The organism is Paenibacillus rhizolycopersici (assembly GCF_014947195.2).
Lineage (GTDB): Bacteria > Bacillota > Bacilli > Paenibacillales > Paenibacillaceae > Fontibacillus > Fontibacillus rhizolycopersici.
On sequence record NZ_JADCNN020000002.1, the window covers coordinates 107,741 to 130,719 of the forward strand.

The window sequence follows — 22,979 nt, forward strand, 5'->3', positions numbered from 1 at the left end:
TATTAATCATTGTAAAATGTTAATCGTTGTGATGAAATTCATAGACTATTCCGAATAGGAGCTAGATTCGTTTGAAAATTCGGCTGTACAAATGGAGTTTCATGGCGGCGGTTGCTTGCGCTGTCCTCTTTGTTCTGGCTCCGATTTCCGCTTTTGCCCATGCCTACGTCGTCTCTTCGGACCCGGCGGCCAATGTGGTACTGGACACTTCGCCCGCTGAGTTTGTGATCGATTTTAACGAACCTCTCGAGGAAGGGTTTCACGAAATCGCCATCATAGGCCCAAACGGGGATAACGTAGCCGACGGGAAAGCCGGGATCGACCCCAACAAGCCCTCCCGACTGAGCGTCGCTATGCAGCCGGACTTACCAGAGGGATTGTATACGGCCAAATGGAACGTCGTTTCCGGCGACGGCCATGCCATCTCTGGAACGATTCCGTTCCAGATCGGGAAGGAGGCTTCAAACAGCAACCTTCCGATTCACCCCTCTACTGACGGTGGCAACTCCTTCCCGGACTGGAGTCTCGTACTAGTCCGCTGGCTGTTCTATGGAGGTACAGCGGGGTATCTTGGGGCTGTCGTATTTCATGCCTGGCTTCTCCCTCGCCGGAACAACACCTGGTCCGAACGTTTGAGAAGACGTAGCCGAACCGTATGGCTAACTGGCTTTATCGCTTCCACCACCAGTGTCCTGCTTAGTTTGCCTCAGCAAACGGCTAGCGATGCCGGGGGAGGATGGCGGGAAGCGTTCGACCCCGTTCTTTGGCGTCAAACGCTGGCGTATACGACCTTCGGGGAGATCTGGAAAATTCAGCTTCTGCTGCTTGGAGGATGGCTCTTGTGGACTTTGTTCCTTCTCCGTGCCAGCCGAATGACCCGGCCACGTCTATTTCCGCTGGGCGGTGCGATGGTATTGAGTTTGGGCCTGCTCCTCACCAAGGCCTTCATCGGACATGCAGCCACCGCCGAGGCGCAGGGGATCGCCGTTACGGCGGACTTCCTGCATTTGGCCTCGGCACTGATCTGGCTGGGCGGCGTTGGCGCCTTAGCGTACTTGCTTCCGGTGACAACTCAACACGCCGCTGCAAGCCGTGATCACCCGTCCGTATCGCCTGAGAATCATTTGTATTGGCGTGCGATCCGGCGCTTCTCGATCCTTGCCTTCTTCATGGTCGCCATCCTGTTGGGGACCGGCGTTTATAACAGTCTGTTGCATGTGCCGACCTTATACTCGCTTACGCATACGGCGTATGGCCGCATCCTGTTGGGGAAGATTGCTCTGACACTAATCTGCCTGCTGCTTGGAGGTTTATCCTTCCTGCGTGGACGACGGGCAGAAAAGTCGCTAAACGCCGGCGTATGGTACGAATTCGGAACCGGTTTAGTGGTGCTCATTTTGGCCGCTGTCCTGGCAAATTTACCGACGGCCGCAACAACCCCAGGTCCTGCCAAGCTAACGGAGCGGTTGGATGACGGGACAAAGGTGACGATATACGTTACTCCAAATGTCGTAGGAACCAACCTTTTTCAAGTGTACGTTCACGGGCCAGATGGAAACCTACGCAACGACGTAGAGCAAGTGACGCTTGAGTTGACTTCAAAAGAAATGGATATGGGCAAAACGGAAATCATTTTCCCCGGCGATTCGCCGCCGGAAGCCCGTGAGCTCATGACAATGGGCGGCCGTTGGAACGTTCATGTCCATATTCTGACGAAATCGCTGGATCGCTACGATTACGATACGGAGCTGACGGTAGGAAATCCATAGGAATCACCGATTACCGAACTATCCATTTTTCAATAAAAAGGAGATTTAGCCATGTTCAATCCCACTCGTTTTTTCGGTAAGCGTGTTTGGCATTATGCCGCCGCCCCCGCTATCGCTTGGATTCTGATATTCACCATCTTCACCGGGACAGCCAGCGCACACGTTACCGTTAAACCAAGCCAGTCCACCCCAGGCGCCTGGGAAACTTACAGCCTCAAGGTACCTGTTGAGAAAGACATCCCCACCGTCAAAGTGGCGCTCAAAATCCCGGAAGGCGTTGCCTTTAAACAATACCGCCCGGTACCGGAGTGGTCCGTGGATCTAACGAAGGCGGAAGATGGAACGGTCACTGCCGTCACCTGGACGGCCGAAGGCAACGGGATCAGCGCCGGGGAGTTCCAGCAGTTTGAGTTCGTCGCACAGAACCCAAACGAGAACGCGGAACTAGCCTGGGACGCCTTCCAGTATTACAGCGATGGCAGCGTGGTGGAATGGACTGGGGCAGAGGGTGACGATCGGCCGCATTCGCTGACGGTCGTAAGCGCCGCGGAGAGCAGCGAACAGGGCGAACATTCTGCCGCCGGGCATGATCACGGCAGCACCAAGGAGGATGCCACGACCAGCAACGTGGAGGCAAGCCCCGCTACCGTCGAAGCTCCCGGTGCCGTCTCCTCAAGCGGCATCAGCTCTTCTGCCGGGACCGTGGCCCTCGTGCTCTCGGCATGCGCTCTGCTTGTTGCACTCGCAGCCTTGTGGGCTGCACTGCGCGCCGGACGCAAACGCAAGACAACCTAACATTCAAAAAAGCAGCGGTTCTCTCGGATACATCGTCGCATCAGAGAGTCCGCTGCTTTTTTTATGGCAATATATCGATTTATCTCATGCCGACTGGGGGTTGATCGTAGGGTTCCCTGCCTATCTTCTGCCGTTCCCGGGGAACAACAAGCAGGCAGCACAGTGCCAGCAGCATCCCGGCCGATGCGCTGATGAACAACGCCGGGTAGCCGAAAACGTCAATCAGCCAGCCAAGCAGCGGCGGCGACGTAATCGCAGCCAAGGAGGACACGAAGTAATAGATCCCTGTGCGCGTCCCGATGCTCTCCTCCCGCCCGGTGGCAACAACCCAAGGGTAAGAGTTAATGTTGATGCAAGCCCAGAAGATTCCTCCGACAATGAGCAGTACCCGCAGCCATAGGACGGAATCAACGAAGATCATCGCTCCGAAAATGACGAACAATCCGGCAACCCCGATCGAGATGATCATCTTCTTCCCGAAGCGCGCTCCCAGCCAGCCGCTCGGCAGGGCAAACAGCAGGAAGGCTAACGAGAAGAACGTCAACGAAAACGAGGCCTCCGCATCGCTCATGCCGACCTGTTTCGTGCCGTACAACGTGAATAAAGCCTCAACTCCCTGATAAGCCACAAACCAGAAGAAAATTGCCGCCAAAATCAACACGGTCGTCTTGTCCAGTTGGTCCTTAATTCGAATTTGCGGCTTCGGTTCCTGGGCCGCCGCGGCGTGCCCTGCTAACCCCAACCCCAACGCGGCCGGTTCGCGAATGACCGCCTTTAACACAAACAAGCAGATGACCATCACGACTCCAGCAAATAGAAACGGTACATAGGATCCGATGCCATAGAGCTGGGAGCCGATTCCGAAGGCTAGCACCGAGCCGATGCCCCCCATAAAATTGATTACGCCGTTGGCTTGGGTCCGCTGCGGTTCCGGCGTAATGTCCGGCATCAACGCGACCGTCGGCGCCCGGAACAAGCTCATCGACAAATTCATTAATACCATAAACAATACCAGAGTCACGAATCCGGTATGCCACGGAATCAGCGTGGCAAACACGGCGCCCAGCGGCATGCCGATCAACAAATAAGGCATCCGCCGTCCGTACCGGGTATTTGTCTTATCGCTGCGGTGTCCGATCCATGGCTGCAATACAATGGCGAAGTAATTATCGATCGTCATCATGAACCCGATCATGGCGGCGCTCTTCAAATAGTCGTCCAAAAAAAGCGGAACGAACGCATTGTACAACGCCCAGGTCAAGCTAATACTAAAAAAACCAAGTCCCAGCAGCCATGTTTTTTTCATCCGCTACACCCCTTGTTTCGCCAGCAACTCCGCCAGGCGGTCCGGGAAATCGGTGATGATGCCGGCTACGCCAGCGTTAATCAACGCCAACATCACCTTCGGATCGTTTACGGTAAACGGGTGATACACAACCTCGTTGGCTTTAGCCAGGGTCACGAGCTCCGGTGTCAACGCGTACTGGTAAGCATGGAGCGCTTCCGCGCCGATCCGTTTCGCATAATCCCAAGGCTCGTACAAGCCTTCCATGTACAGAATGCCAGTGCGAATGTCCGGAGCCAGTCTTTTGCATTCAACCAGGGAGTAATGATTAAAACTTGAAATGATGACCCGTTCGCTCAAACCATAATGCCGTACCGCATCCACCACTTTCTGCTCAATGCCGGGATAGAGCACGACGCCGGTTTTCAGCTCGATGTTCACGATCGTGTCCGTGCCGCGCACGAGGTCCAGCAGCTCCTCCAGCGCCGGGATACGTTCACCCGCGAAGTCTCCATGAAACCAGGAGCCTACCTCCCGTTGCTTGATTTCGGCCAACGTCAAATCTTTGACCCACTCCGACGTTCCTGCCGTCCGTTGCAGCGTTTCGTCATGAATCAGAACCAGCTGTCCGTCGCGAGTCATCTGCACGTCTGTCTCGATGCCGGTTGCCCCCATCTCCAGGGCTTTGGCAAATGCCAGCATCGTGTTCTCCGGGTAATGCCCCGCCGCCCCGCGATGCGCGAAATTGATGATATCGGTCAAAAGGATCATCCTCCTAGGGATTTTATTTAAAATTAATATTATCCATCCCTATAGTATAATCCTGCATTGTTAGGCCCATATAAAAAAAGCTCCGCGATTTCCGGCCTTCTCCCAACGAGATTTGACCCTTTGCGCCTCTTTGCACGATTATCCCTTTCATTCAGGAATAGGGGATCGAGACCACAACCTGATGCAACGGGATAATCGTCAAGAGAGACACCCTAGCCTGTTTGGCCTAACGAAAACGAACTTTTTCTCTACTTCGAAAAAAAACGTGCGACTGCCAATGCAGCCGCACGTCCCGTTCTCGGACAGCCCACTCGTCCAATCACCTGCTTTCGTCCCGTCAGGAACGATTTACCGTCACCGGCTCAGCCTTCCGCAGCTCGGCGTTTAACGCCTCGGCGTCGCGAACCGCGCGGATATCCTTCAGCACCTCACCCGGCTTGCTACCTTTTCCAATCACGTAACCGGCAAAGGTTAAGCCGACGAAATCAAATGTATACTGCATCTGCTGAATGAGCGGCAGCGCTTTGATTCGCGGATTGTCGCCGCCAACCACGATGGCATATGCCGTTTTGGCCTCCATCCGCTCTTTGAAGTTGAAGCGAACGTCACGAAGGCTTTGTGACCAGCGATCGATGAAGTTTTTCATTAGACCCGATGCTCCGTACCAATATACTGGTGTGGCGAAGACCAGAATATCATGCTCCAGCACCTGCAAGATGAGATCGTCGTAATCATCATCCACCGGATCAAACCCGCCTTCTTCATGACGTTGGTCGTGAATCGGCTTGATTTCTTTCTCTCGCAACACGATATTCGTAAAGGGGATCCCCTCTAATGCCAGTCGCGTCAACTCCTCCGTATTCCCTCCGGTCCTTGCACTTCCTTGAATGACTGCAATGCGCATTCCCCTGCACTCCCCTTCTTCATTCTCAAGCGAAAACTTCCCGAATTACGCCTACTTATGTTATACGATGGGCGGACTCATTTATGCCAATCTAAAAAAGTTTATGGCGGTTTTTCGCGAAACGTGCAGGGGGTTGTCTAGTAATGGGCGGGCAGGACGACGCCGGGCATTGCCGTGGGGCCGGAAGAAGTGCCCTCTGAACTTCTGTCGAGGCCCGATTCAGAGGCGTTCCGATCCATTGACCCTATCTCATTTCCGCCGAGACTTACCGGATAAGCTCGGCCGCCGAACTCCAGCAGGCCGTCTACCGTTCGAACGCTCAGGCCAACCAATGACTTGGGCTCGCCGCTGCGGTCCGTGACGAGCCGAGTTCCGTACGGAAAGCGGCAGTAGAGCTCCCCATTCCGGTAAACGGTGCTGCCTTCACGCGTATTAACTAGCTCGAACACTGTTCCGTCCACCGTCCGGGCATAAGCGGTTTCCTCCGCCGGCACTTCGCCGTGATCCATCGGATAAGGCAGCAGTCCGGTGAACCACAGCTCCTCCTCCGGTGTTGGCAAGATGCCGCACAGTCTCTCCACGTAGTCGAGCAGACACAGAATCGCAGGGGAGTAGGACTCCGTGTAGCCTTCTTCTCCCGTCCACGGGCTAAGACATTGCGAGAACCGCTGCGTGCGGACCATCGCCGAGAGAATCGGCTGCAGCACCCAGGTCAGCTCCACATACCTTCCGTGGTGCTCAAACGCGTGCGGAGCACGGATCAGGCTAAGGAAGTTCGTCGTTCCCGCCCAAGTGTTATAAGCCGACGACGGATCGAACCGCGGGTCGTCCAACGCGATCGAAGTAAACGGATATTTGGCGAAGAACTTCCGTGAGTTCAATAAATAGCGGCGCAACGACGAAGCAAAAAACTCCCCGTCTCCTACCTCGCAGGCCAATACGCGCAGCAGCACATCGGACTGGATACGAACAAACTGTCCGCTCGCATCCACGTCGTAGAAGAATCCGTCCTCCGCATCGAAGCAAAACTTCATCAGGCTGGACAAGCTCTCCTCCGCTTTCGTCGCCCAATCCATGCCGGAGGCCATCCCGAGCTCTGCGGCGATGTCCGCCAAATAAGTTCGCTGGCAATATACATTAGCCGTCAGGTCCGGTGCCAAGAGCGGCAGCACCGGCGAATCCGGATCGTACCGACGCGGGTCGCCCAAATGCGGCGTATCCGGCACATGCCAGAAGCGCGGGGATAAATCATGACCCGTATCGAACGTGCAAAACGCCTCGACGCATCCCGTCCCCCGCGTATCGCGGAACGCGGCCAACCAGGCGTCATGCCGTTCCATGGCGCGGTACATCTTATCCAGGAATGCCCGGTCCGAACGCCCATTCAGCCGGTAATGGTTCCATACGGAACGGGCCAGCGGCGTGACCATTTGAATTTGCCGATATGCCGGCCCGGCTCCGGTCACTTTGTACGGCATCAGGCCATCGGACCTTTGGTAGTCGGCGAACAAAGCAAAGCTCGCTTGCGCCACCGACGGCACGAAGCGGCTGAGCAGCTCGGCATTGATCGTCCCGGTACTTTCCAGCCAGGTACCGAGATATACGCCGCCTTCATGCAGCACCGGCACGCCGCTCACCGACGGCACGATGCAGTCGAGCAGTTTTCGCACGCCGGCATAATAGACGATCTCCAGCGGACTCCCTTCGTTAGCTGCAAATTTGACGCCCGAGGCGGCAAACTCTTCCAGGATGGCGCGATCCGCGTTTTTGCGCAGCCCTTCTTCGCTTACAGTCGACAATACATCCAGCTTGCGAAGCCGCTCTAGTACACCCGTCTCGCCCACCTCACATCCCCCCTTCTTTCGGGAACGCGCTCAATCGTCCGCCCCGCTCCTCCACCGGAATGAAGATCGGACGCTCATTCGGGCTATCGTTCGGCGTATGGATGGCCAGGCGCAGCTCCCCTGCGAATGTCCGGAATACCATGCCGTGTCCGCCGTCTCGCTTGTACAGCGGTTCAGCGTCCTGCACCCAAGATCCATCGATATCGTCTTCAGCCTGCCGGGCGCAGCCGATCGTATAGCCGCCGTCGCTGAAGCTGGACCAGAGCAGCAACAGCTCGCCGGTTCCGGCACGGTAAAGGAACGGACCATCCGTGACATAGTTGGCCCCGCCGCGAATCCCCTCGGCCCATGGCGCCTCGGAGGCCCGGAACAGCAGCACAGGCTCGGACACTGCCCGATCTAGCTCACGGCTCAAGCGCACGGCGCAAATCTCCCCGTCCTGCACTTGAACCCATTCATGGCAGAACACCATCCAGGGCTCTCCATGCCGATCGACATAAAACGTTCCGTCCAGGCATTCCCAATCGCGCGGCGTTAACGGCCCATCGCCGAGCGGCCGAAACGGGCCAAGCGGGCCTTCCGCCACCAGCGTTTGCGTGCCCCGGCATCGCCCGTCCGCCTTGAAGGTGGCGAACATGTAGTACCGGCCTTGCCACTCGTGCACCTCCGGTGCCCAGTAGTTGAAGTCCGACCAGAAGTCCGGGGCCGGCCGGAACGCCGGGTACGGGCCTTCCCAGACCGCCAGGTCCGTGCTCACGTAAACGTCGAACCCGCGCGGCTTTCCTTTCCAGCATGTCTCACCAATCGTGCCGTACATATAATATTTGCCTTCCGCTGGCTCCGGCAGAACAAACGGATCTCGGATATGGATGTCCGATAACGTTAAGTTCACAACAGTTCCCTCCTATCCTTACTTCAGCCCCGTCGTGGAGATCCCCTCGACGATATAACGTTGGAAGATCAGGAAAATCACGATCACCGGTGCGACCGCCACCGTCGACATCGCCATCAGCGAACCCCAGTTCGAGGTGCTGGTGGAGTCGATTAACGAGCGCAATCCGATCATGACCGTAAAGAGCTTCGGACTGTTCAGGTAAATCATTTGCCCGAAGAAGTCGTCCCATGTCCAATAGAACGTGAAGATCGACGTCGTTATGACCGCCGGTACGCAAAGCGGCATGATGATTCGTAGATAAATTTGCAAAGGTCCGCAGCCATCGATCCTGGCGCTTTCGTCCAGCTCCAACGGTAAACCGCGAATAAACTGCACCATCAGCAGCACGAAAAACGCATCCAGCGCAAAAAACTTCGGCACGACCAGCGGCAGGAACGTATTCACCCATCCGAACGTATGGAACAGAATATATTGCGGAATGAGCGTGACCTGAAACGGCAGCATCAACGTCATCAACATCATGCTGAACCAGAATTTCTGACCGACAAAATTCAAGCGTGCGAAGGCAAAGGCCGCGAGCGAGCAGGAAATGACATTGCCGATCACCGCAAGTGCCGCGATGATAAATGAGTTCATTAGGAAATGCCCGAACGAATACCCTTGAATCCCCCGCCATCCGTTCACGTAATTGGACAATGTGAAGGAGTCCGGCCACAGGCCGAGGTCCGAGAAGATTTCCGCGTTTGGCTTGAACGAGCTGCTTATCATCCAAAGCACCGGGTAAATCATGATCATGCCGATCACGATCACCACCACATGTCTCCACAATTTGCTTAAGCTTAGCCTCAACACCATCTCTCTCAGCCCCTTTCGTCCTTGCCGTCGCCGTAATAAACCCAATACTTGGAGGAGGCGAATACGACCGCCGTAAAGATGCCGATAATGACCAGCATCACCCAGGCCATTGCCGAAGCGTAACCCATGTTAAAGTACGAGAACCCCTTCAAGTACAAGTACAACGAGTAAAACATCGTCGAATCAATCGGCCCGCCGTGCCCATCCCCGATAATGTACCCGGAGGTAAACACCTGGAACGAGCCGATCATGTTCATGACCAGGTTAAACAGGATTACCGGGGACAGCAACGGCAGCGTGATCCGCATAAACTGACGTGTCCGGCTGACCCCGTCGACCGCTGCGGCCTCATAGATTTCGCCCGGGATTTGCTTGAGGCCGGCCAGGAAGATAACCATGGACGACCCGAATTGCCAAACCGACAGCGCGACGATGGAGTAGATAATGTAGCCCGGATTCGCCACCCAATCGGGGGCATGAATATGAAAAATTTCGAGGAACCGGTTGAACAACCCGTCACCCGAGAAGATTTTTTTCCAAACGACGGCAATCGCCACGCTCCCCCCGAGCAAGGAAGGGATGTAATAGACGGTTCGGTACAACCCAAGCAGCCGTAACCCTTTATTCAAGATAATCGCGACCGCCAATGCAAACACCAGCCGCAAAGGGACCGAGAGGAACACGTACTGGAACGTCAATTTCAACGAATGCGTAAACGTGGCATCGCCGGTAAACATCTCCGTAAAGTTATGAAGCCCGATCCAATTGGGGGATTTCAACATGTTATAGTTCGTAAAGGACAAATACAGCGAAGCCAGAATCGGCCCGATCGCCATGCAAAAAAATCCGATCAACCAAGGGAGCAAAAACAAATATCCCGTCATGTTCCGTTTCAAGGATCGACGTTGCTTCCGTTTCACACTTGCTTGGGTCGCCACGCCTGTCACTGAATTCATAAGTAGGCACCTCCGAATCAATCTATCCTCAGGTTCAGAAAAAGGGGAACCAAACGGATCCCCCTCTCCTTGTGACAGACCTGTTATTTTGTCGTTGAGCTCAAGTTCAACTGCAAGATCTTAAGCCCCTGAGCGTAAAACTCTTCTGCGGCCTTCGCAATATCCATGCGTCCGAAGGCGACGTTTTGGCTGGCTTTCAGCAACTCCTGTTTGAATTCGTTTGATCCCGGAACGTTGTACAACAAATCCACGTCATCAACGGCTACGATATCCAGGTAATCATAAACGACTTTATCCGTTTCGGAGGCTTCCGCCTTCAGGACCGCCCGCATTTCCGAGGAGACGGGCACGCCGCGGTTGTTGCCGAGGATTTTAGCGGCATCCGGATCGTTAACCCAAAAGTCCATCAGCATCGCCACTTCCTTCGGATGCTTGGTATTCGCATAACCGACGATGTTCTGGCTCGATTGAACGGAGATCATGCTTCCGTTAGGCCCCATCGGAACCGGAATCAGGGTCAGCTTATCCTGGGACATTTTCTGGAAATCGGCAAACTGGTTGGTCGGAATAAACTGCATCGCTACTTGGCCTTTCGTGACCAGGGACATACTCGTGTCGTCCGGATCAGCCGAAATCTGCAGCTCCGGCGTTACGATGCTGCCCGCCTTGCGCATGCCTTCCCAGAGGGTAAACCACTCGGCTACGTCCGCGGCCTCGAAGCCCAGTTTCTGTTCGGGCTCATTGTAGATCATCTTGTCGCGTTGAGTCAGGTAGACGCCAAACTGGTCCATCTCGCCGGAATAATCGTATGACCCGTAGATCCCTTTGCCTGTCGCGGCGATTTGTTCATTGATCTTGATAAAATCATCCCAGGTCCAATCCTTCGTCGGCATGGTTAATCCGGCTTTCTCGAATAGTGCCGTGTTAGCCAGGATGGCCGTGGAGTTCGCTCCAATCGAGATCCCTTGCAGCTTACCGTCAAAGGTATTCATGTTGATAAGCTGCGGTGAAATCTTGCTGGTATCGACCTCATTGCCGACGTACGAATTGATGTCCAATAGCACATTTCGTGTTGCATATTCCAAGATGTTGCTCCCTAACGTAAACAGGTCTGGCGCTGTTCCCGAAGCGAGCTGCGTATTCAGCTTGTCGAAATATCCGTCAAAAGGAGAAAACTCGGGAACCACTTTGATGTTCGGGTGCTTCTCTTCGAATTTCTTCAGCATGGCCGTCGTGATGTCAGCTCGGGTTTGGTCCCCCCACCACATGACGCGAAGCTCAACTTGTTCCTCGCTGGAGGCGTTACCCGCCGCCTCCGACGGCTGATTTGAATTCCCGGCCCCGGTCGTTGCGCTGCCCGCATTGTTGTTACCGGACCCGCATGCCGAAACCAAGATGGCGGTTACGAGAAGCAAACTAGCCAACAACATTGCCTTGGTCTTCTTCATCTATACCTTCCCCCTTATGCTTAATGGTCTTGCTGGTTAAATGGTAGCGCATACAAAAGAGGAGAAGAATCCAATTTCTTTGGACATTGCACTTATACTTTTTTTAGCTTTTGTCTGATTGTCGGTGCTCCGAGGGACTGATTCCAAACACCTTCTTGAACTTCGTGCTGAAATAACTGGCATTGGAGAAGCCCGTCAGTTCCGCGATATCGCTTAAGGCGAGCGGCGTCTCATCGAGCAGCTGCACCGCTTTGTTCATGCGAACATCCGTCAGATATTGGAGAAAGGATTTCCCGGTTTTCGTTTTAAAGAGATCGGACAAGTAAGAAAGGTTATAGTGATATTGCTCCGCGATTTGCGACAAATTGAGATCATTCATGAAGTTCAGCTCGATCATTTCCTTCATCGCTTCCACGATGGAAGGTTCTTCTCGGGTGCCGCAGCCCTTCTTTAAAGCAAATAGCGGATCGGCCAGGCCGTAAAGAAAACGGCAGGCTTTAGGTACGGTTCCGAGCCCCCATACCCACTCCGGATCGATCCAAATCTCATCCTTGTCACGCAATGCGAACCCCAGGGTATCCGCAGCCAATTCAATCGACAAGCAGCATTGAAAAATCAGCTTCACGAACTGCGGATGCGAGAGGGCGAGGGCTTTGGTGAGTTCTTCTTCAACCAGCTTCTCGAACGCTTCTTTACGGCCGTCGGCCAAATGACGTTGCAGCAGCTTCAGCTTATCTTGCATCGCCAGCTGGGCCGGATCCGCCGGGCCACGCATGGACTCGCCCTCGGCTTGCTGCGCATGCTGCCCCATATACCAGGCCAGCACAGAGGAGAGGTAACCTTCACGCCAGGCCTCAAGACCCTGCGTGGGTTCGCCCGCGGTAACAAGAGCCTCCCGCTTTAAGTAGCGGCGGACGATGTCGGTCACCTGAATCGAGAAGCGCTGCACGACCTCCAGATCGCCCGGCACGATGGCAAACAGCATATCGGGATGCTTCGCTTCCCGAAATACCGGAATTCCGGGCCCGGTGTCGGACGTACCGGCGAGTTCTCGGCACAGCAGTTCAAACGGAAGACGAAGACCGGATTCATCCGGGGTCTCTAGCGGCGACAAACCGATCGCCACAAAACGCACCGGTTGCACGGCGAACTCGCTCAAGCCGAACAACCGAATCCGCTCCTGCCATAAATGACTGCCGCCCGGGTAAGCTTTGATCACGCTGTTGATAAACTGCTCTTTCATTTCCTCCAGGTAACGGGACAGCTTCCACTCGGCCAGCTTGCGTTCCTCTTGTGCCGAACGTTCTTGGTCCAGTTCGGAGGCGACCCGGTTCAACGTTTCAGCCAGCTCGCCTCGCGTCACCGGCTTTAGCAGCAAATCACTGGCCCGATTTTTGATTGCTGCATGCGCGTACTGAAAATCGTCGTATCCCGTCAGCACGATAAGACGAATGGAGGGATATTTCCGGGAGCAGCTTTCGAGCAACTCCACCCCGTCCATAATCGGCATCCGCATATCGGTAATAATGATGTCGCATGGCTGGGTTTGGAGCCACGCCAGCGCCTCTTGGCCATTCCCTGCCTCCCCGGCAATCTGCAAGCCAAGCTGCTGCCAATCGATCTTCAGCCTTAAGCCTTGGCGGATTTCCCGTTCATCATCAACCAATAACACGTTATACATCGGCATTCCCCTCCCCAATCGGCAAACTCAGCGTAATGGTTGTCCCTGCTCCCGGCGCAGATTGGATCGAAAAAGCAAAGCCGGCCCCGTAATAAAGTGCGCAGCGTGCCAAAATGTTCCGGAGACCGATCTGTCTTCCCCCGGTGCTTAATACCTGCTCCAGTTGCGAATGCTGGTACTCCGCGTTTAACTGCCGTACCAGTTCCGGCTCCATCCCCACCCCATTGTCGGTCACCTGCAAGAGCAAGCGTTGTTCCTCTTCCCAGATCCGGATGCGTACCACGGCGACGTCGCTTTTGACTTGGCTGTATTTGACCGCATTTTCAACGAGCGGTTGCAAAATAAACTTCACGATATAAACCGGACGATCGGGTACGGCGTTCTCCATCGACAAATCCAACTGCTCGGCAAACCGGTGGTTCAGAATAGCCGCGAAAGATTCAGTATACGTCACCTCGTCGCGCAGCGGGATCAAATCGCTCTTGGCATTCAGCGAGAAACGCAGCATTTTGCCCAGCGACTCGATAACGTCGACGGCATCATCCGTTCGCCTCTGGATGACCAGACTGCTAAGCAGCTCCAGCGTGTTGAACAGAAAATGCGGGTTGATCTGCATCAGCAACGCCCGATATTCCGCCTGTTGCCGTCGCAGCTTCAATTCGAACTCGCTCTTCAAATGGGCCCGCAGCCTAACGATCATATTGCGGAACGTGGCTGTTACGAACCCGACCTCATGGTTCACCTGCTGACGCTCGGGGATGCGCTGCTCGGCTTGGGCGAATTCCCCGCGTTGGACGAGCCGCATTGCCGCTACCAAGCCGCCCAGCGGTTTCGTGATGCTATAGGAAATCCAGACAGCCGCAAGGACGGCGAACACCAGCAACGTCCCAGTCGCGACCAGAATCCCTGATTTCAGATTGATCAGGTTGGCCAACAGTTCCTTTTCCGAGACGGCGCCAACCAGCATCCAATCGTTGAATTGCAGTTTTTTGTACACATAAATCATGTCTTCGCCTTGAGGTCTGGCGTAGAAAACGCCCTCCCGGGGGCCATGCCCTCGAATGTCCATCAGCTTGTTTAAGACCGGCTCGTCGAAATCCGACAACGGCTGACCTAACAACGGTTCGCCTTCGCCGCTGAGCAAGAAGATCGTGCCATGCGTCCCGAGATGGACCTGACTGAGCGGATCCTTGAAGTATTCCGCGCGAACGTTCACCTTCATGACGGCAGTAGCTTGCGAAATGCTAAACGTCCCGATGGGGATCAAGAAGCTAATCACCTCATGCTGCTTCAAGCGAACCGGTTCATAGGGATCCACGCTCGCTGGAGCCCAGTGCTGTTCAGACTTATAAAAATCGGTAGACCAGTCCGCCTCCAAAAACGAAGGATCCTGCAGGATTCGATTGTCTAAACCGACGTAAAGCCCGTCCTTGCGATAAATCGAGGCGGTGGCGATGATGGAATAGTTATTTACCGTACGCGTCAGAAACTTGCTAAGTTGAATGTTCTTCAACATTTTCTGCCCGTCGGACAGCTTCGGATCGGAGACGTATTCGCTCCACTCGTTCGTGATTTCGCTGTTATAGATAATCGAGGAAAAATCGTAGATTTGGCCGATGGTGGAGTTGATAAGCGCGGTGTAGGCCGTCATTTTTTCCAGTGCCGCCGTTTCGCTGTCGGAACGCAGGATGGCGCTGGATTTGTTATAGCTGATCAGGAACATGACGCAAAAGGATATGACCAATAAGACGACAAATACGGCAATCAGCCGATTGCGCAACGAAAAAAACATCGGCGCCCCTCCCTTATGCACAACACTATAACCAAATCGGACAATTCTCGCAATAAGCGCTTACATAGGCGTTACGTCAAGCTTTTTTTCATCGTACCTGTCAAGAGTTCCTCGGTGTTGAAGCTCCTGCCCCGACTTCCAGACGAGGAGCCAACCCGACCAAGGTCCAGTTCACAAACCGTCCCCAGCCCGTTATGCCTTGCCGTCATTCCCGGTAGAATGAAGACATGAACAACGGATAGGAATTCGTTAGATCGAAACCTTGACCCCAATGATCCTGTGACATGTAAAAATAAATGAAAGCGAGTGGTTGATCATGAGAAAACTGTATCGTTCGGCAACGGATAAGCAAGTAAGCGGCCTGTGCGGCGGCTTGGCCCAGTGGCTGGGGGTTGACTCCACAGTCGTGCGGCTGGTGGCCGTCATTGCGGTATTCTTCAGCGTCGGCTCGGTCGTCGCCTTGTACCTGATCGCCAGCCTGGTCGTTCCGAAGGAACCGATCGGCAGCTACAGCTACGATGATCCGTTTTCCCCGTTTTGATCTGTAACGTATCGCAAACATTATTGAACTTAAAGGAGAGATTCGAATGAGTAGCGTATTTGATCGCATTGCCAATCTGGCGAAAGCTTCGATCCACGAAGTATTAAACAAACTGGAGGACCCGGTTCTGATGACCGGCCAATACTTACGCAACCTGGAGGACGACATTGCCGCCGCCGAGAAAATGATCAAGGAGCAGCAAATGACGGCTACCGTCCAGGACCGGAAAAGCACGGACATCGCGCATCTCGCCAAACAAAGCGAAATCCGCGCATTGACAGCCCTGGAGCAAGGCGATGAAGTTACGGCACGCCACGCTGCCGCGGAGAAAATCCGTTACGAGGAACAAGCGCAGCAGTACGCCAAGGAAGCTCAGGAAGCCCGCGATCGCGTAGCCGAGCTGGAGATTCGTCTTGCAGAAGGCAAAGCGGAATTCGCCCGCTTGAAGGAAAAACGGAACGAGTTAGCCGCCCGGGCCCGCAAAGCCCAAGTCAAAGCCGAAGCAGAACGGCCGAACTTCAGCCGCGGTATCGAAAGCGGGGCAGCGGCTCGAGGTTTCGAGCGGATGGAAGAGAAAATCCTGAACTGGGAAGCCCAGCAGGAAGTCTCGGCTAGCTATGGGAACGCGTCCGGCGTCGCGGATGCGGGCGGAACGCAATCCTCCGCCGTTAACGAAGAACTCGAACGCCTGAAGGAGCAATTGTCGAACCGGCATAACTGAGCCGTTGATATATAGAGAACCGCCCGATCGCATCTCATCGGGCGGTTCTTTAGGTTAAGCCAGCACAGAGCCCAGCTTTTTCACTTTCTCCAGCCATTTGAGGCGCGTGGATTCCTGAGAGGATGAGACCCTGTTGAACTCCGTAATGCGCACCGTCTTGATCCCGCAATAACCCAAAATATTGTTTCTCATCACTCGGTGCCCTGCTCGTTTATAGAACCAGCGATTGTACCAGGAAGGAGTGTCCATCGTCACGATCAAATGCGCGGTTTTCCCCTTGAGGAGTTTGTCCCAGAGCAAAGAGTTCGGTTGGTGCTTGTAGGCGAACCCGGGCAAGAAGACGCGGTCGAAGAACCCCTTCAATACAGCCGGCATCGTCCCCCACCACGTCGGATAAACAAAAACCAGATGATCGGCCCAGCGAATCAACTCCTGCGCCTCCCTCAATTCATCCTCGAGCTCGGTTCTTTGACGATAGCCGTATTTTAAATTCAAATCAAAGGCACTCCCGCTTAGATCGATTTCTCGGACCTTTGCGCTGGCTTGAGATGCGGCGGCGTCCCGATAAGCACCTGCCAGTGCGGTGCAATAACCCTCGGGATTGGGGTGCCCATTAATGACCAAGACATTCATTTGGTTGTCCTCCTTCGATTTGGAACTTTCGGTGTCATCGGCTTGTGAAGAATGGTATCTTTAGCATAAGGCGAACATCCGAGCGGCGAAATGATCGATCGCGTAAAAAAATTGCGGATTCGCGCAAAGGAGGGAAACGATTCATGGATCCCCTTGGTTTTGCGGTATCGATGGTATACCCACTTCGCAAAGCTATCGCCAGAAAGGGACTCAGTTTCGAATATCTCTGCCAACTGGCGGATTTTGATATTCATTTGCTCAGCGATGTGGAAGCGCGGATCCGTGAATCCGAGCTGGAGCGGTTAAACCTTGCGGCGGCCAAGTATGCGGAGGATGAGAACTTCGGCTTACATCAGGGGCAACTTACGGACCTCGCGGATCTAGGCATTCTTGGTTATGTCATGATGCATTCGGAACGTATCCTGGATGCCCTCCAGGCTTATCAAAGGTACCATGTCATTTTGTGCAGCGGTTACAATCTCGAATGGGAGGAACAAGGGAACGACTTGGTTCTTCGGATTTGTAGACCGCATTCGCTTCCGATATCCCGCTATTGCTTGGACGATATGGTGAGCTCGGTTTACCATCTGCTGCTCCGGATGAGCCAGCGTCCTGTTCCGCTTCGTGAACTGCAGCTCACTTACTCCGCTCCGGAGGATCTCAGTGCGTATGTGTCGTTGTTTGGGATTGAACCCAAGTTTGGCGGCAAGGAGGCCTACTTCCGGATGGATCGGGAAGTGCTGCAATTCCCGATGATGTATTCGGATCCGAGGCTGCTGAAATCCTTTGAAGCGATCGCGGAGGAAATCAAGACCACACTGGTGCGCGGAAAGTCGTGGTCCGATCAACTTCGCGAGTGGATGTTGTCCTGCTTGCCCGGCTATTTTCCCACCCTGCAACAATCGGCAGAGGCATTTGCGATGAGTCCAAGATCGCTGCAACTGAAACTGAGTGAGGAGGGAGCCACCTACCAGCAGTTATCGGCAAGGATACGCATGGAGATGGCTAAAGCCTATCTGAAGCACCAAGAATATTCCTCCAGCGATATCGCCTATTTACTGCATTATTCCGAGCCCAGCGCCTTCCACAATGCCTTTAAGAAATGGACCGGGTTTACTCCGGGACAGTACCGGGCGAAGGAACTTAGAACCGTTTAGACGTGAAAAAGAGCCCGGCAAGAACAAACTCTTGCCAGGCTCTTTAGGTTTCATGCACTTATTTGCCGTCTTTGCCGGCCTTGAAGACTTCGCTGATGGCGCCGAGGCTTCCCAGCGTTTCGATCGCATTCGATGGGATGAACACCTTGTTCGCCGGTCCCTTGGCCACTTCCTTCAACGCCTCGAAGGATTGGTACGCCAAGACCGCTTCGTTCAGGGCAGCATCGCGCAGCATTTCGATCCGCGCTTTTTCGGCAGCGGCAACCGACTCAATCGCTTTTGCCTGACCAAGCGCTTCGAGCTCTTGGGCTTGGCGGAAGCCTTCGGCTTCGCGAATCCGCGCTTCCTTGTCGCCCTCGGCTTTCAGGATTTTACTTTGCTTGTCACCTTCCGCACGCAGGATCATATCCTGCTTCGCAGCTTCCGCTTCCAGCACGATGGCCCGTTTGTTCCGTTCGGCCTTCATTTGTTTGTCCATCGCTTCTTGGATATCTACCGGCGGTCGGATATCGAGCACTTCCACCCGCTCGATCCGTACGCCCCATTTCTCCGTCGCTTCGTCCAAGGCGATCCGGATATCGGTCGAAATCTTCTCCCGACCGGACAACGTTTCGTCCAGCTCCATCTTACCGATGATTTGACGCAGCGTTGCCGTCGTAATGTTCCGCACCCCGTAGACAAAATCGGAGATGCCGTACGTCGCTTGCTCCGGATTCACCACTTGATAGAAGATGATCGTGTCGATCTGAACCTGAACGTTATCCTTGGTGATTACGGTTTGCGGAGGCACATTGGTTTGTTGAATCCGCAAATCATGATACGTCCGTACCTGGTCGATGACCGGGATCAGTACGTTAAGCCCCGGCGTCAGCAAGCGGTTGAATTTACCGAGCCGTTCGACGACTCCCACCCGTTGTTGCGGTACGATTTTGACCGTCAATGAGATAAATACGACGACAACAACGACAATGATCGCAATAATTGCCCATTGCATTAAGAAATTTCCTCCCATCGTTCTACTTCGATAATTGTACTGCCTCGCTCCAGCACCCGGACCTTCTCGTCCCGGCCGATCGGGACGGTCGCCGTAGCGCTCCAAGAATCTCCCCCGACCTTCACGATGCCGTATTGCCCGGGTTCGATCGGTTCCACCACAATGCCTTGCTTCCCTACCAGTTCGGTACCGATATCCTTAAACCCTTTTGCTGCGCGAAATTTTCTGGAGAGCGGTTTCGTAAATACCGTCAGGACCAAAGCGACCAGACAGCCCGCAACAACCTGCCAGAAATAAGCTTCGGGGGCCACCAAAGCCACGGCTGTCGCAACCAGCGAACCGATGCAGAGCCATAGCAGGTAAAAAGTCATCGTCATCATCTCAAGTACTAATAAGATTCCGGCGACGATGAGCCAAATTGCCCACATTTCCATCCCCCTGTTGCACCACCTTTCAGCATTATAATTATGTATACGGTGAACATAGCAGAAAGTATCAGGGAATGATAGGGATTTGCAAAAAAAAGCACCCCAACGCCACGGCTGGAATGCTTCTTTGAACCCTTTGCGCGCTTGGGTATCGCCTAATTAACGGTAAAAAGCCAACAACTGGAGGACGGCCGCTTTCGTGCCTGTTGCTTCTTCGTCCCCATAGTCGAAGGATTGGACGACGTAAAGCCGTTCAGCATCTTGCAGAGCTGCGGCGAAGCTTTTGACCTCGGTCAGCGTCCCCTTCAAGTTAAGCCGAAATGACATTACAGTGAACCCCGCCGAGTTGATGTCGGCCTCATTCAGCAGTCCGGGAGCGTCCATCGGCGTAGTCTCAGCCGAAGCGGCGGACGGTTCGCCGATCCCGGACTCTTCGAAGACGACCTCCCTGATCTGCACACCGGAAGACTTGGCTGCCTGTTCCAGGTCAAGCAAAGTCCCTTCCCGATCGGGTTCGTCAGGTACGGCCGCCTCTTGCTTGGCCGTGTCGGCAGAAGCGTTCTCCGCCGCCAAATCCGCTCGTTTGGCATCCGCGATCGCCTGGGTCTTTTGTAGAAAGAGTTGCTTCTCTTCGTGGTCGGACTCCAAGTTCACCGACTTCGCCACCTCCGGTCGGTAACCGAAGAAATAAAACGATCCTGCCGCCAGCATCACGAGGGCAGCAATCAGCATCCAGCGGGCTCCGGCAGATCCAGACTGATGTTCCGTCTTCATTCTCCGTCACCTGCCTGTTCCGTCGTTACCGTCCCCAACCTCAGTTCAAACGTACCGATATATCCGCGTTCCGGCAACTCCTTCACCGATTGAATCAACTCCCCGTTTAATTCCGGCTGTTCACGAAGCGAGGATGAATAAGTGCTGGCTTGGCCCAAGCTGGTGAACAGGCAGGTCCAGGCCAGACCGGCATCGCCAAAGCGAACCGTCTCCAGCGTGCTGCCGGTGGGCAACGGAGCTTCCAATCTGCCGATCAACGTCTTCACATCGGGCCGCTGTTGTCGCAGCTTCTCGATCAACTCGACACCCGCGGCTCCGATTCCTGAAGCCCCCATGCTTTGCAGCTCGTTTTGCAGCTCTGCTTGCTGCTGCTCCGTTTCAGCGATCGAGGTTCGCAAAGCTGCCGTATCTTCCTGCACCCCCCAATACTCGTAACCGAGGTAGGCGCTGATAGCAAGCCCTGCGAGCAGCAACAGAACGGGCAGAACGAGTCCGGTTGATGCCGCACGGGGTTTGGGAGGGAGCAAATTGATGTCGATCATCGGCGTTCCGCTCCCTTCATCGCCAGGCCGAGGGCTATCGCATAACTGCCTTGGTCGGCCATGTCTTGCCCGACAAAATAAGGCGATACATCCACTTCGGACACGCTCACCTGATCAAAGGCCGCCGACAGCTGCCGGGCGATCTCCGGCTTGTCCGGCGCCGCGCCCGCGATCACGATACTTTGTACCCGTTCATGTCCTTCGTGCAGCGTATATTCGTAGAAGTTCATGATTCGGGTTACCGAGGAGACGATTTCTCCGTACCGCCACGTATTCAGCTTGTCCCCGGACATCGGCTCCAGCGGAAACGTGCGTACGAAATCGGGCAGACCGTGGTGGTACGTGTAAATCTCAGCTTCCTTGGCTTTAAAATTAATAGCCATCACATTGCTGGCCTCCCCGAGCAAACGCTGCTGCCGGAGGATTCGCGATAGCGCGATTGCGGCCAAATCGACCGCTTCCATACGTAATCCGGCGGTTTCCAAAGACGAAACCAGCCCTTGTACGACCGGACGGGGGACGGCCGCAACGAAGGTGAGCAGAGTCTCCTCCTGTACGCGATCCTCCATCCAATGGTAATCGATCACCGGATCCTCAAAAGGCAAGCGAATGCTACCTTCGATCTCCAGCTCGGTTACGCGGCGCTGCTGTCTTTTGCTTACCTTGGGGACGTGGAGCAAACGAATAAACGACTGGGAGGTGGGGGCCGCCAAGCGAACCTTTTTCCCGGTGAGTCCCCGGCGATTCACCCAGCGCTTCACCATATCGGTTACCCCGGTCACATCGGGAACTCCGTCCTCGTTCAGTTCGGCATCTACCGGCAGTAAGCCGGCCCGTTCCACGGTACCCCGTTTGGGGTTGTATTTGACGTAACGGATGCCATCCTCATCGATGGTAATTCCGATATGGGCCGGCCGTCGGCTCAGTAAAGAGGGATGACGTTTTGCAGATACCAATGGATGATCTCCTTTCCATACATGTAAACCACCAGGGTGCCGATCGCCAAAAAGGGACCAAACGCCAGTGTCTGGCCGCGGTTCCTGCGGCCTCGCGCCAGTTGCAGCAATCCGGCGGCCGCGCCGGCCGCGCTGGCCAGAAATAAGGCCAGGAGCACGCCGGGAAAGCCGACGACCCAGCCGAAGACGGTCAGCAGCTTCACGTCGCCCATCCCCATCCCCTTCCCGGAGGTGAGGAGGCCGATCAGCAGCAGCAGACCGCCGCCGCCAAGCGCGCCTAGCGCTTGGCTCCACAGCGGGACGCCGCCCGCCAGCGGGGCGGCGACGAGCAGCACGGCGCCAAAGCCCATGACGGCGCCGTTGGGGATGATGTGCGCGGTCAGGTCCGTGACCGCGCACATCACGGCCAGGGCGGTCAGCAGCAGGCCGACCGCCCATGCGCCCGATGCACCGAACTTCAGGTGCATCAGCGCGAACAGCGCCGCCGTCGCGAGGGCGGCGGCGAGGTCTCCGGCCCGGCGCAGCCGGCCGGAGGCGGGGGCGGCAGCGGCGCTGGCGTCAGCCGCGCCGCGTGCGGGCTCGCCCGTGGCGGCCGCTTCGCGCGCCGCCGGGCCTGCGGCTTCGCCGCCGACGGCGCGGAGCAGCCCGCGCCGCGCGAGCAGCCGGCGCCCGTATCGCGCCAGGGCCGGCCCCAAGGCCAGCCCCGCGGCCAAATTCAGCGCCGTCAGGAGCAGATTAGCGTCCATTATGGCGCCTTCGCTGTACCCGGTTTACCGTTCTTCAAATCTGATGCATTAAAGTTAATGGTATCGCCACCTGTAACGACGAGCGTTACAACCGTTGCAGTACCTGTCGCTCCCAAGTTAACCGTTGTCGTATCAGCTAATGGGCTACCCGATTTCGGATCCGTAAGCCCGCTTTGGATGTACTTGTCTGTAACCAACTGCGCCAGCGTATGCGTTCCTGAGATCTCCCCATTATTCTTTGAAATCGATCTCAATCTCGCCGCCTCATACAGCTGATTCGCCGTCGCCGATCTGGCGTTTGCTTTCGTATCGTCCAGCAACCCCGTAATCAACGGCACCGCGATGGCAGCGATGACGCCGATGATCACGATCACGGCTAGCAATTCGACGAGCGTAATTCCCTTCTCTTCCTTGCGTAAACGTTGCAAACGTTGGATAAGTGCTGTCATGATTGATTAACCCCCTTAAATAATTCGTATCCTTTGAACCAAG

The 22,979-nt window shown here is 55.1% G+C and carries 23 protein-coding genes; 5 read left to right on the forward strand and 18 right to left on the reverse strand.

Translation table 11 applies throughout. The features are described 5' to 3' along the window. Positions 1-71: 71 nt before the first annotated feature. Together IM700_RS02830 and IM700_RS02835 are read left to right on the forward strand one after the other, a co-directional pair. The gene (locus tag IM700_RS02830; protein WP_193416716.1) at positions 72-1,769 is read left to right on the forward strand and encodes a copper resistance CopC/CopD family protein; all 1,698 of its coding nucleotides are present in this window, start codon (positions 72-74) and stop codon (positions 1,767-1,769) included. A gap of 51 nt (positions 1,770-1,820) precedes the next feature. Then, the gene (locus IM700_RS02835; protein ID WP_193416717.1) at positions 1,821-2,564 is read left to right on the forward strand and encodes a YcnI family copper-binding membrane protein; all 744 of its coding nucleotides are present in this window, start codon (positions 1,821-1,823) and stop codon (positions 2,562-2,564) included. A 79-nt stretch (positions 2,565-2,643) separates the two neighbouring features. Here IM700_RS02835 and IM700_RS02840 read toward each other — a convergent pair whose 3' ends face one another. From IM700_RS02840 to IM700_RS02885, 10 genes are all read right to left on the reverse strand, one after another. After that, positions 2,644-3,870: an SLC45 family MFS transporter gene (locus IM700_RS02840; RefSeq protein ID WP_155607449.1), complete on the reverse strand. Its 1,227-nt coding sequence runs from the start codon at positions 3,868-3,870 to the stop codon at positions 2,644-2,646. A 3-nt stretch (positions 3,871-3,873) separates the two neighbouring features. Further along, positions 3,874-4,611: a glycerophosphodiester phosphodiesterase gene (locus tag IM700_RS02845; protein WP_193416718.1), complete on the reverse strand. Its 738-nt coding sequence runs from the start codon at positions 4,609-4,611 to the stop codon at positions 3,874-3,876. A gap of 346 nt (positions 4,612-4,957) precedes the next feature. Next, complete coding sequence (locus IM700_RS02850; RefSeq protein WP_155607451.1) at positions 4,958-5,524, reverse strand: flavodoxin family protein; 567 nt, start codon at positions 5,522-5,524, stop codon at positions 4,958-4,960. A gap of 137 nt (positions 5,525-5,661) precedes the next feature. Next, the gene (locus IM700_RS02855) at positions 5,662-7,368 is read right to left on the reverse strand and encodes an MGH1-like glycoside hydrolase domain-containing protein (RefSeq protein ID WP_336244873.1); all 1,707 of its coding nucleotides are present in this window, start codon (positions 7,366-7,368) and stop codon (positions 5,662-5,664) included. A gap of 1 nt (position 7,369) precedes the next feature. After that, positions 7,370-8,260, reverse strand: coding sequence for a family 43 glycosylhydrolase (locus IM700_RS02860; RefSeq protein WP_193416719.1), 891 nt, complete (start codon positions 8,258-8,260; stop codon positions 7,370-7,372). An 18-nt stretch (positions 8,261-8,278) separates the two neighbouring features. After that, positions 8,279-9,118: a carbohydrate ABC transporter permease gene (locus IM700_RS02865; RefSeq protein ID WP_155607452.1), complete on the reverse strand. Its 840-nt coding sequence runs from the start codon at positions 9,116-9,118 to the stop codon at positions 8,279-8,281. Positions 9,119-9,123: 5 nt separating this feature from the next. Next, a complete protein-coding gene (locus IM700_RS02870; RefSeq protein ID WP_204801110.1) occupies positions 9,124-10,074 on the reverse strand; it encodes a carbohydrate ABC transporter permease in 951 nt (316 codons plus the stop codon). 83 nt (positions 10,075-10,157) lie between these two features. Beyond that, positions 10,158-11,522, reverse strand: coding sequence for an ABC transporter substrate-binding protein (locus tag IM700_RS02875; protein ID WP_239483543.1), 1,365 nt, complete (start codon positions 11,520-11,522; stop codon positions 10,158-10,160). A 103-nt stretch (positions 11,523-11,625) separates the two neighbouring features. Continuing rightward, positions 11,626-13,203 (reverse strand): response regulator transcription factor, encoded by a 1,578-nt coding sequence (locus IM700_RS02880; RefSeq protein WP_193416720.1) that lies wholly within the window; start codon positions 13,201-13,203, stop codon positions 11,626-11,628. Beyond that, the gene (locus IM700_RS02885) at positions 13,196-14,995 is read right to left on the reverse strand and encodes a cache domain-containing sensor histidine kinase (RefSeq protein ID WP_193416721.1); all 1,800 of its coding nucleotides are present in this window, start codon (positions 14,993-14,995) and stop codon (positions 13,196-13,198) included. Before IM700_RS02885 ends, IM700_RS02880 begins: the two co-directional genes overlap by 8 nt. A 316-nt stretch (positions 14,996-15,311) precedes the next feature. On the opposite strand from IM700_RS02885, the gene IM700_RS02890 reads away from it, so the two are divergent. Continuing rightward, positions 15,312-15,536 carry a PspC domain-containing protein gene (locus IM700_RS02890; RefSeq protein WP_155607456.1) on the forward strand — a complete coding sequence of 75 codons (225 nt, stop codon included), beginning with the start codon at positions 15,312-15,314 and terminating at the stop codon, positions 15,534-15,536. Between the two features lie 46 nt (positions 15,537-15,582). Continuing rightward, a complete protein-coding gene (locus IM700_RS02895; RefSeq protein ID WP_155607457.1) occupies positions 15,583-16,257 on the forward strand; it encodes a PspA/IM30 family protein in 675 nt (224 codons plus the stop codon). 54 nt (positions 16,258-16,311) lie between these two features. Here IM700_RS02895 and IM700_RS02900 read toward each other — a convergent pair whose 3' ends face one another. Beyond that, positions 16,312-16,890, reverse strand: coding sequence for an NAD(P)H-dependent oxidoreductase (locus IM700_RS02900; RefSeq protein ID WP_193416722.1), 579 nt, complete (start codon positions 16,888-16,890; stop codon positions 16,312-16,314). Between the two features lie 143 nt (positions 16,891-17,033). On the opposite strand from IM700_RS02900, the gene IM700_RS02905 reads away from it, so the two are divergent. Next, a complete protein-coding gene (locus IM700_RS02905; protein ID WP_239483544.1) occupies positions 17,034-18,047 on the forward strand; it encodes an AraC family transcriptional regulator in 1,014 nt (337 codons plus the stop codon). Between the two features lie 58 nt (positions 18,048-18,105). Here the strand turns inward: IM700_RS02905 and IM700_RS02910 are convergent, their stop codons facing one another. The 7 genes from IM700_RS02910 to IM700_RS02940 form a co-directional block, all read right to left on the reverse strand. Next, on the reverse strand, positions 18,106-19,041 hold the full coding sequence (locus tag IM700_RS02910; protein ID WP_155607459.1) for an SPFH domain-containing protein: 936 nt from the start codon (positions 19,039-19,041) through the stop codon (positions 18,106-18,108). Continuing rightward, positions 19,041-19,475 carry an NfeD family protein gene (locus IM700_RS02915; RefSeq protein ID WP_155607460.1) on the reverse strand — a complete coding sequence of 145 codons (435 nt, stop codon included), beginning with the start codon at positions 19,473-19,475 and terminating at the stop codon, positions 19,041-19,043. Before IM700_RS02915 ends, IM700_RS02910 begins: the two co-directional genes overlap by 1 nt. A 153-nt stretch (positions 19,476-19,628) precedes the next feature. After that, positions 19,629-20,243 (reverse strand): hypothetical protein, encoded by a 615-nt coding sequence (locus tag IM700_RS02920; protein ID WP_193416723.1) that lies wholly within the window; start codon positions 20,241-20,243, stop codon positions 19,629-19,631. Continuing rightward, a complete protein-coding gene (locus IM700_RS02925; RefSeq protein ID WP_193416724.1) occupies positions 20,240-20,785 on the reverse strand; it encodes a hypothetical protein in 546 nt (181 codons plus the stop codon). Before IM700_RS02925 ends, IM700_RS02920 begins: the two co-directional genes overlap by 4 nt. Continuing rightward, a complete protein-coding gene (gene pilM / locus IM700_RS02930; protein ID WP_193416725.1) occupies positions 20,782-21,741 on the reverse strand; it encodes a type IV pilus biogenesis protein PilM in 960 nt (319 codons plus the stop codon). The genes IM700_RS02925 and pilM overlap by 4 nt, the downstream gene beginning before the upstream one ends. After that, positions 21,708-22,487 (reverse strand): prepilin peptidase, encoded by a 780-nt coding sequence (locus IM700_RS02935; RefSeq protein ID WP_193416726.1) that lies wholly within the window; start codon positions 22,485-22,487, stop codon positions 21,708-21,710. Before IM700_RS02935 ends, pilM begins: the two co-directional genes overlap by 34 nt. Further along, positions 22,487-22,936, reverse strand: a complete 450-nt coding sequence (locus IM700_RS02940; RefSeq protein WP_155607465.1) for a prepilin-type N-terminal cleavage/methylation domain-containing protein — start codon at positions 22,934-22,936, stop codon at positions 22,487-22,489. The genes IM700_RS02935 and IM700_RS02940 overlap by 1 nt, the downstream gene beginning before the upstream one ends. Positions 22,937-22,979: the final 43 nt, after the last annotated feature.

What these genes read in the sequence shown, in the direction of transcription:
- IM700_RS02940 (WP_155607465.1), bottom strand. Translation starts at nt 22,936, where the DNA reads ATGACAGCACTTATCCAACGTTTGCAACGTTTACGCAAGGAAGAGAAG.
- IM700_RS02850 (WP_155607451.1), bottom strand. Translation starts at nt 5,524, where the DNA reads ATGCGCATTGCAGTCATTCAAGGAAGTGCAAGGACCGGAGGGAATACG.
- IM700_RS02910 (WP_155607459.1), bottom strand. Translation starts at nt 19,041, where the DNA reads ATGCAATGGGCAATTATTGCGATCATTGTCGTTGTTGTCGTCGTATTT.
- IM700_RS02840 (WP_155607449.1), bottom strand. Translation starts at nt 3,870, where the DNA reads ATGAAAAAAACATGGCTGCTGGGACTTGGTTTTTTTAGTATTAGCTTG.
- IM700_RS02880 (WP_193416720.1), bottom strand. Translation starts at nt 13,203, where the DNA reads ATGTATAACGTGTTATTGGTTGATGATGAACGGGAAATCCGCCAAGGC.
- IM700_RS02835 (WP_193416717.1), top strand. Translation starts at nt 1,821, where the DNA reads ATGTTCAATCCCACTCGTTTTTTCGGTAAGCGTGTTTGGCATTATGCC.
- IM700_RS02905 (WP_239483544.1), top strand. Translation starts at nt 17,034, where the DNA reads ATGGATCCCCTTGGTTTTGCGGTATCGATGGTATACCCACTTCGCAAA.
- IM700_RS02900 (WP_193416722.1), bottom strand. Translation starts at nt 16,890, where the DNA reads ATGAATGTCTTGGTCATTAATGGGCACCCCAATCCCGAGGGTTATTGC.
- IM700_RS02935 (WP_193416726.1), bottom strand. Translation starts at nt 22,487, where the DNA reads ATGGACGCTAATCTGCTCCTGACGGCGCTGAATTTGGCCGCGGGGCTG.
- IM700_RS02870 (WP_204801110.1), bottom strand. Translation starts at nt 10,074, where the DNA reads ATGAATTCAGTGACAGGCGTGGCGACCCAAGCAAGTGTGAAACGGAAG.
- IM700_RS02875 (WP_239483543.1), bottom strand. Translation starts at nt 11,522, where the DNA reads ATGAAGAAGACCAAGGCAATGTTGTTGGCTAGTTTGCTTCTCGTAACC.
- IM700_RS02925 (WP_193416724.1), bottom strand. Translation starts at nt 20,785, where the DNA reads ATGATCGACATCAATTTGCTCCCTCCCAAACCCCGTGCGGCATCAACC.
- IM700_RS02885 (WP_193416721.1), bottom strand. Translation starts at nt 14,995, where the DNA reads ATGTTTTTTTCGTTGCGCAATCGGCTGATTGCCGTATTTGTCGTCTTA.
- IM700_RS02895 (WP_155607457.1), top strand. Translation starts at nt 15,583, where the DNA reads ATGAGTAGCGTATTTGATCGCATTGCCAATCTGGCGAAAGCTTCGATC.
- IM700_RS02915 (WP_155607460.1), bottom strand. Translation starts at nt 19,475, where the DNA reads ATGGAAATGTGGGCAATTTGGCTCATCGTCGCCGGAATCTTATTAGTA.
- IM700_RS02865 (WP_155607452.1), bottom strand. Translation starts at nt 9,118, where the DNA reads ATGGTGTTGAGGCTAAGCTTAAGCAAATTGTGGAGACATGTGGTGGTG.
- IM700_RS02890 (WP_155607456.1), top strand. Translation starts at nt 15,312, where the DNA reads ATGAGAAAACTGTATCGTTCGGCAACGGATAAGCAAGTAAGCGGCCTG.
- IM700_RS02920 (WP_193416723.1), bottom strand. Translation starts at nt 20,243, where the DNA reads ATGAAGACGGAACATCAGTCTGGATCTGCCGGAGCCCGCTGGATGCTG.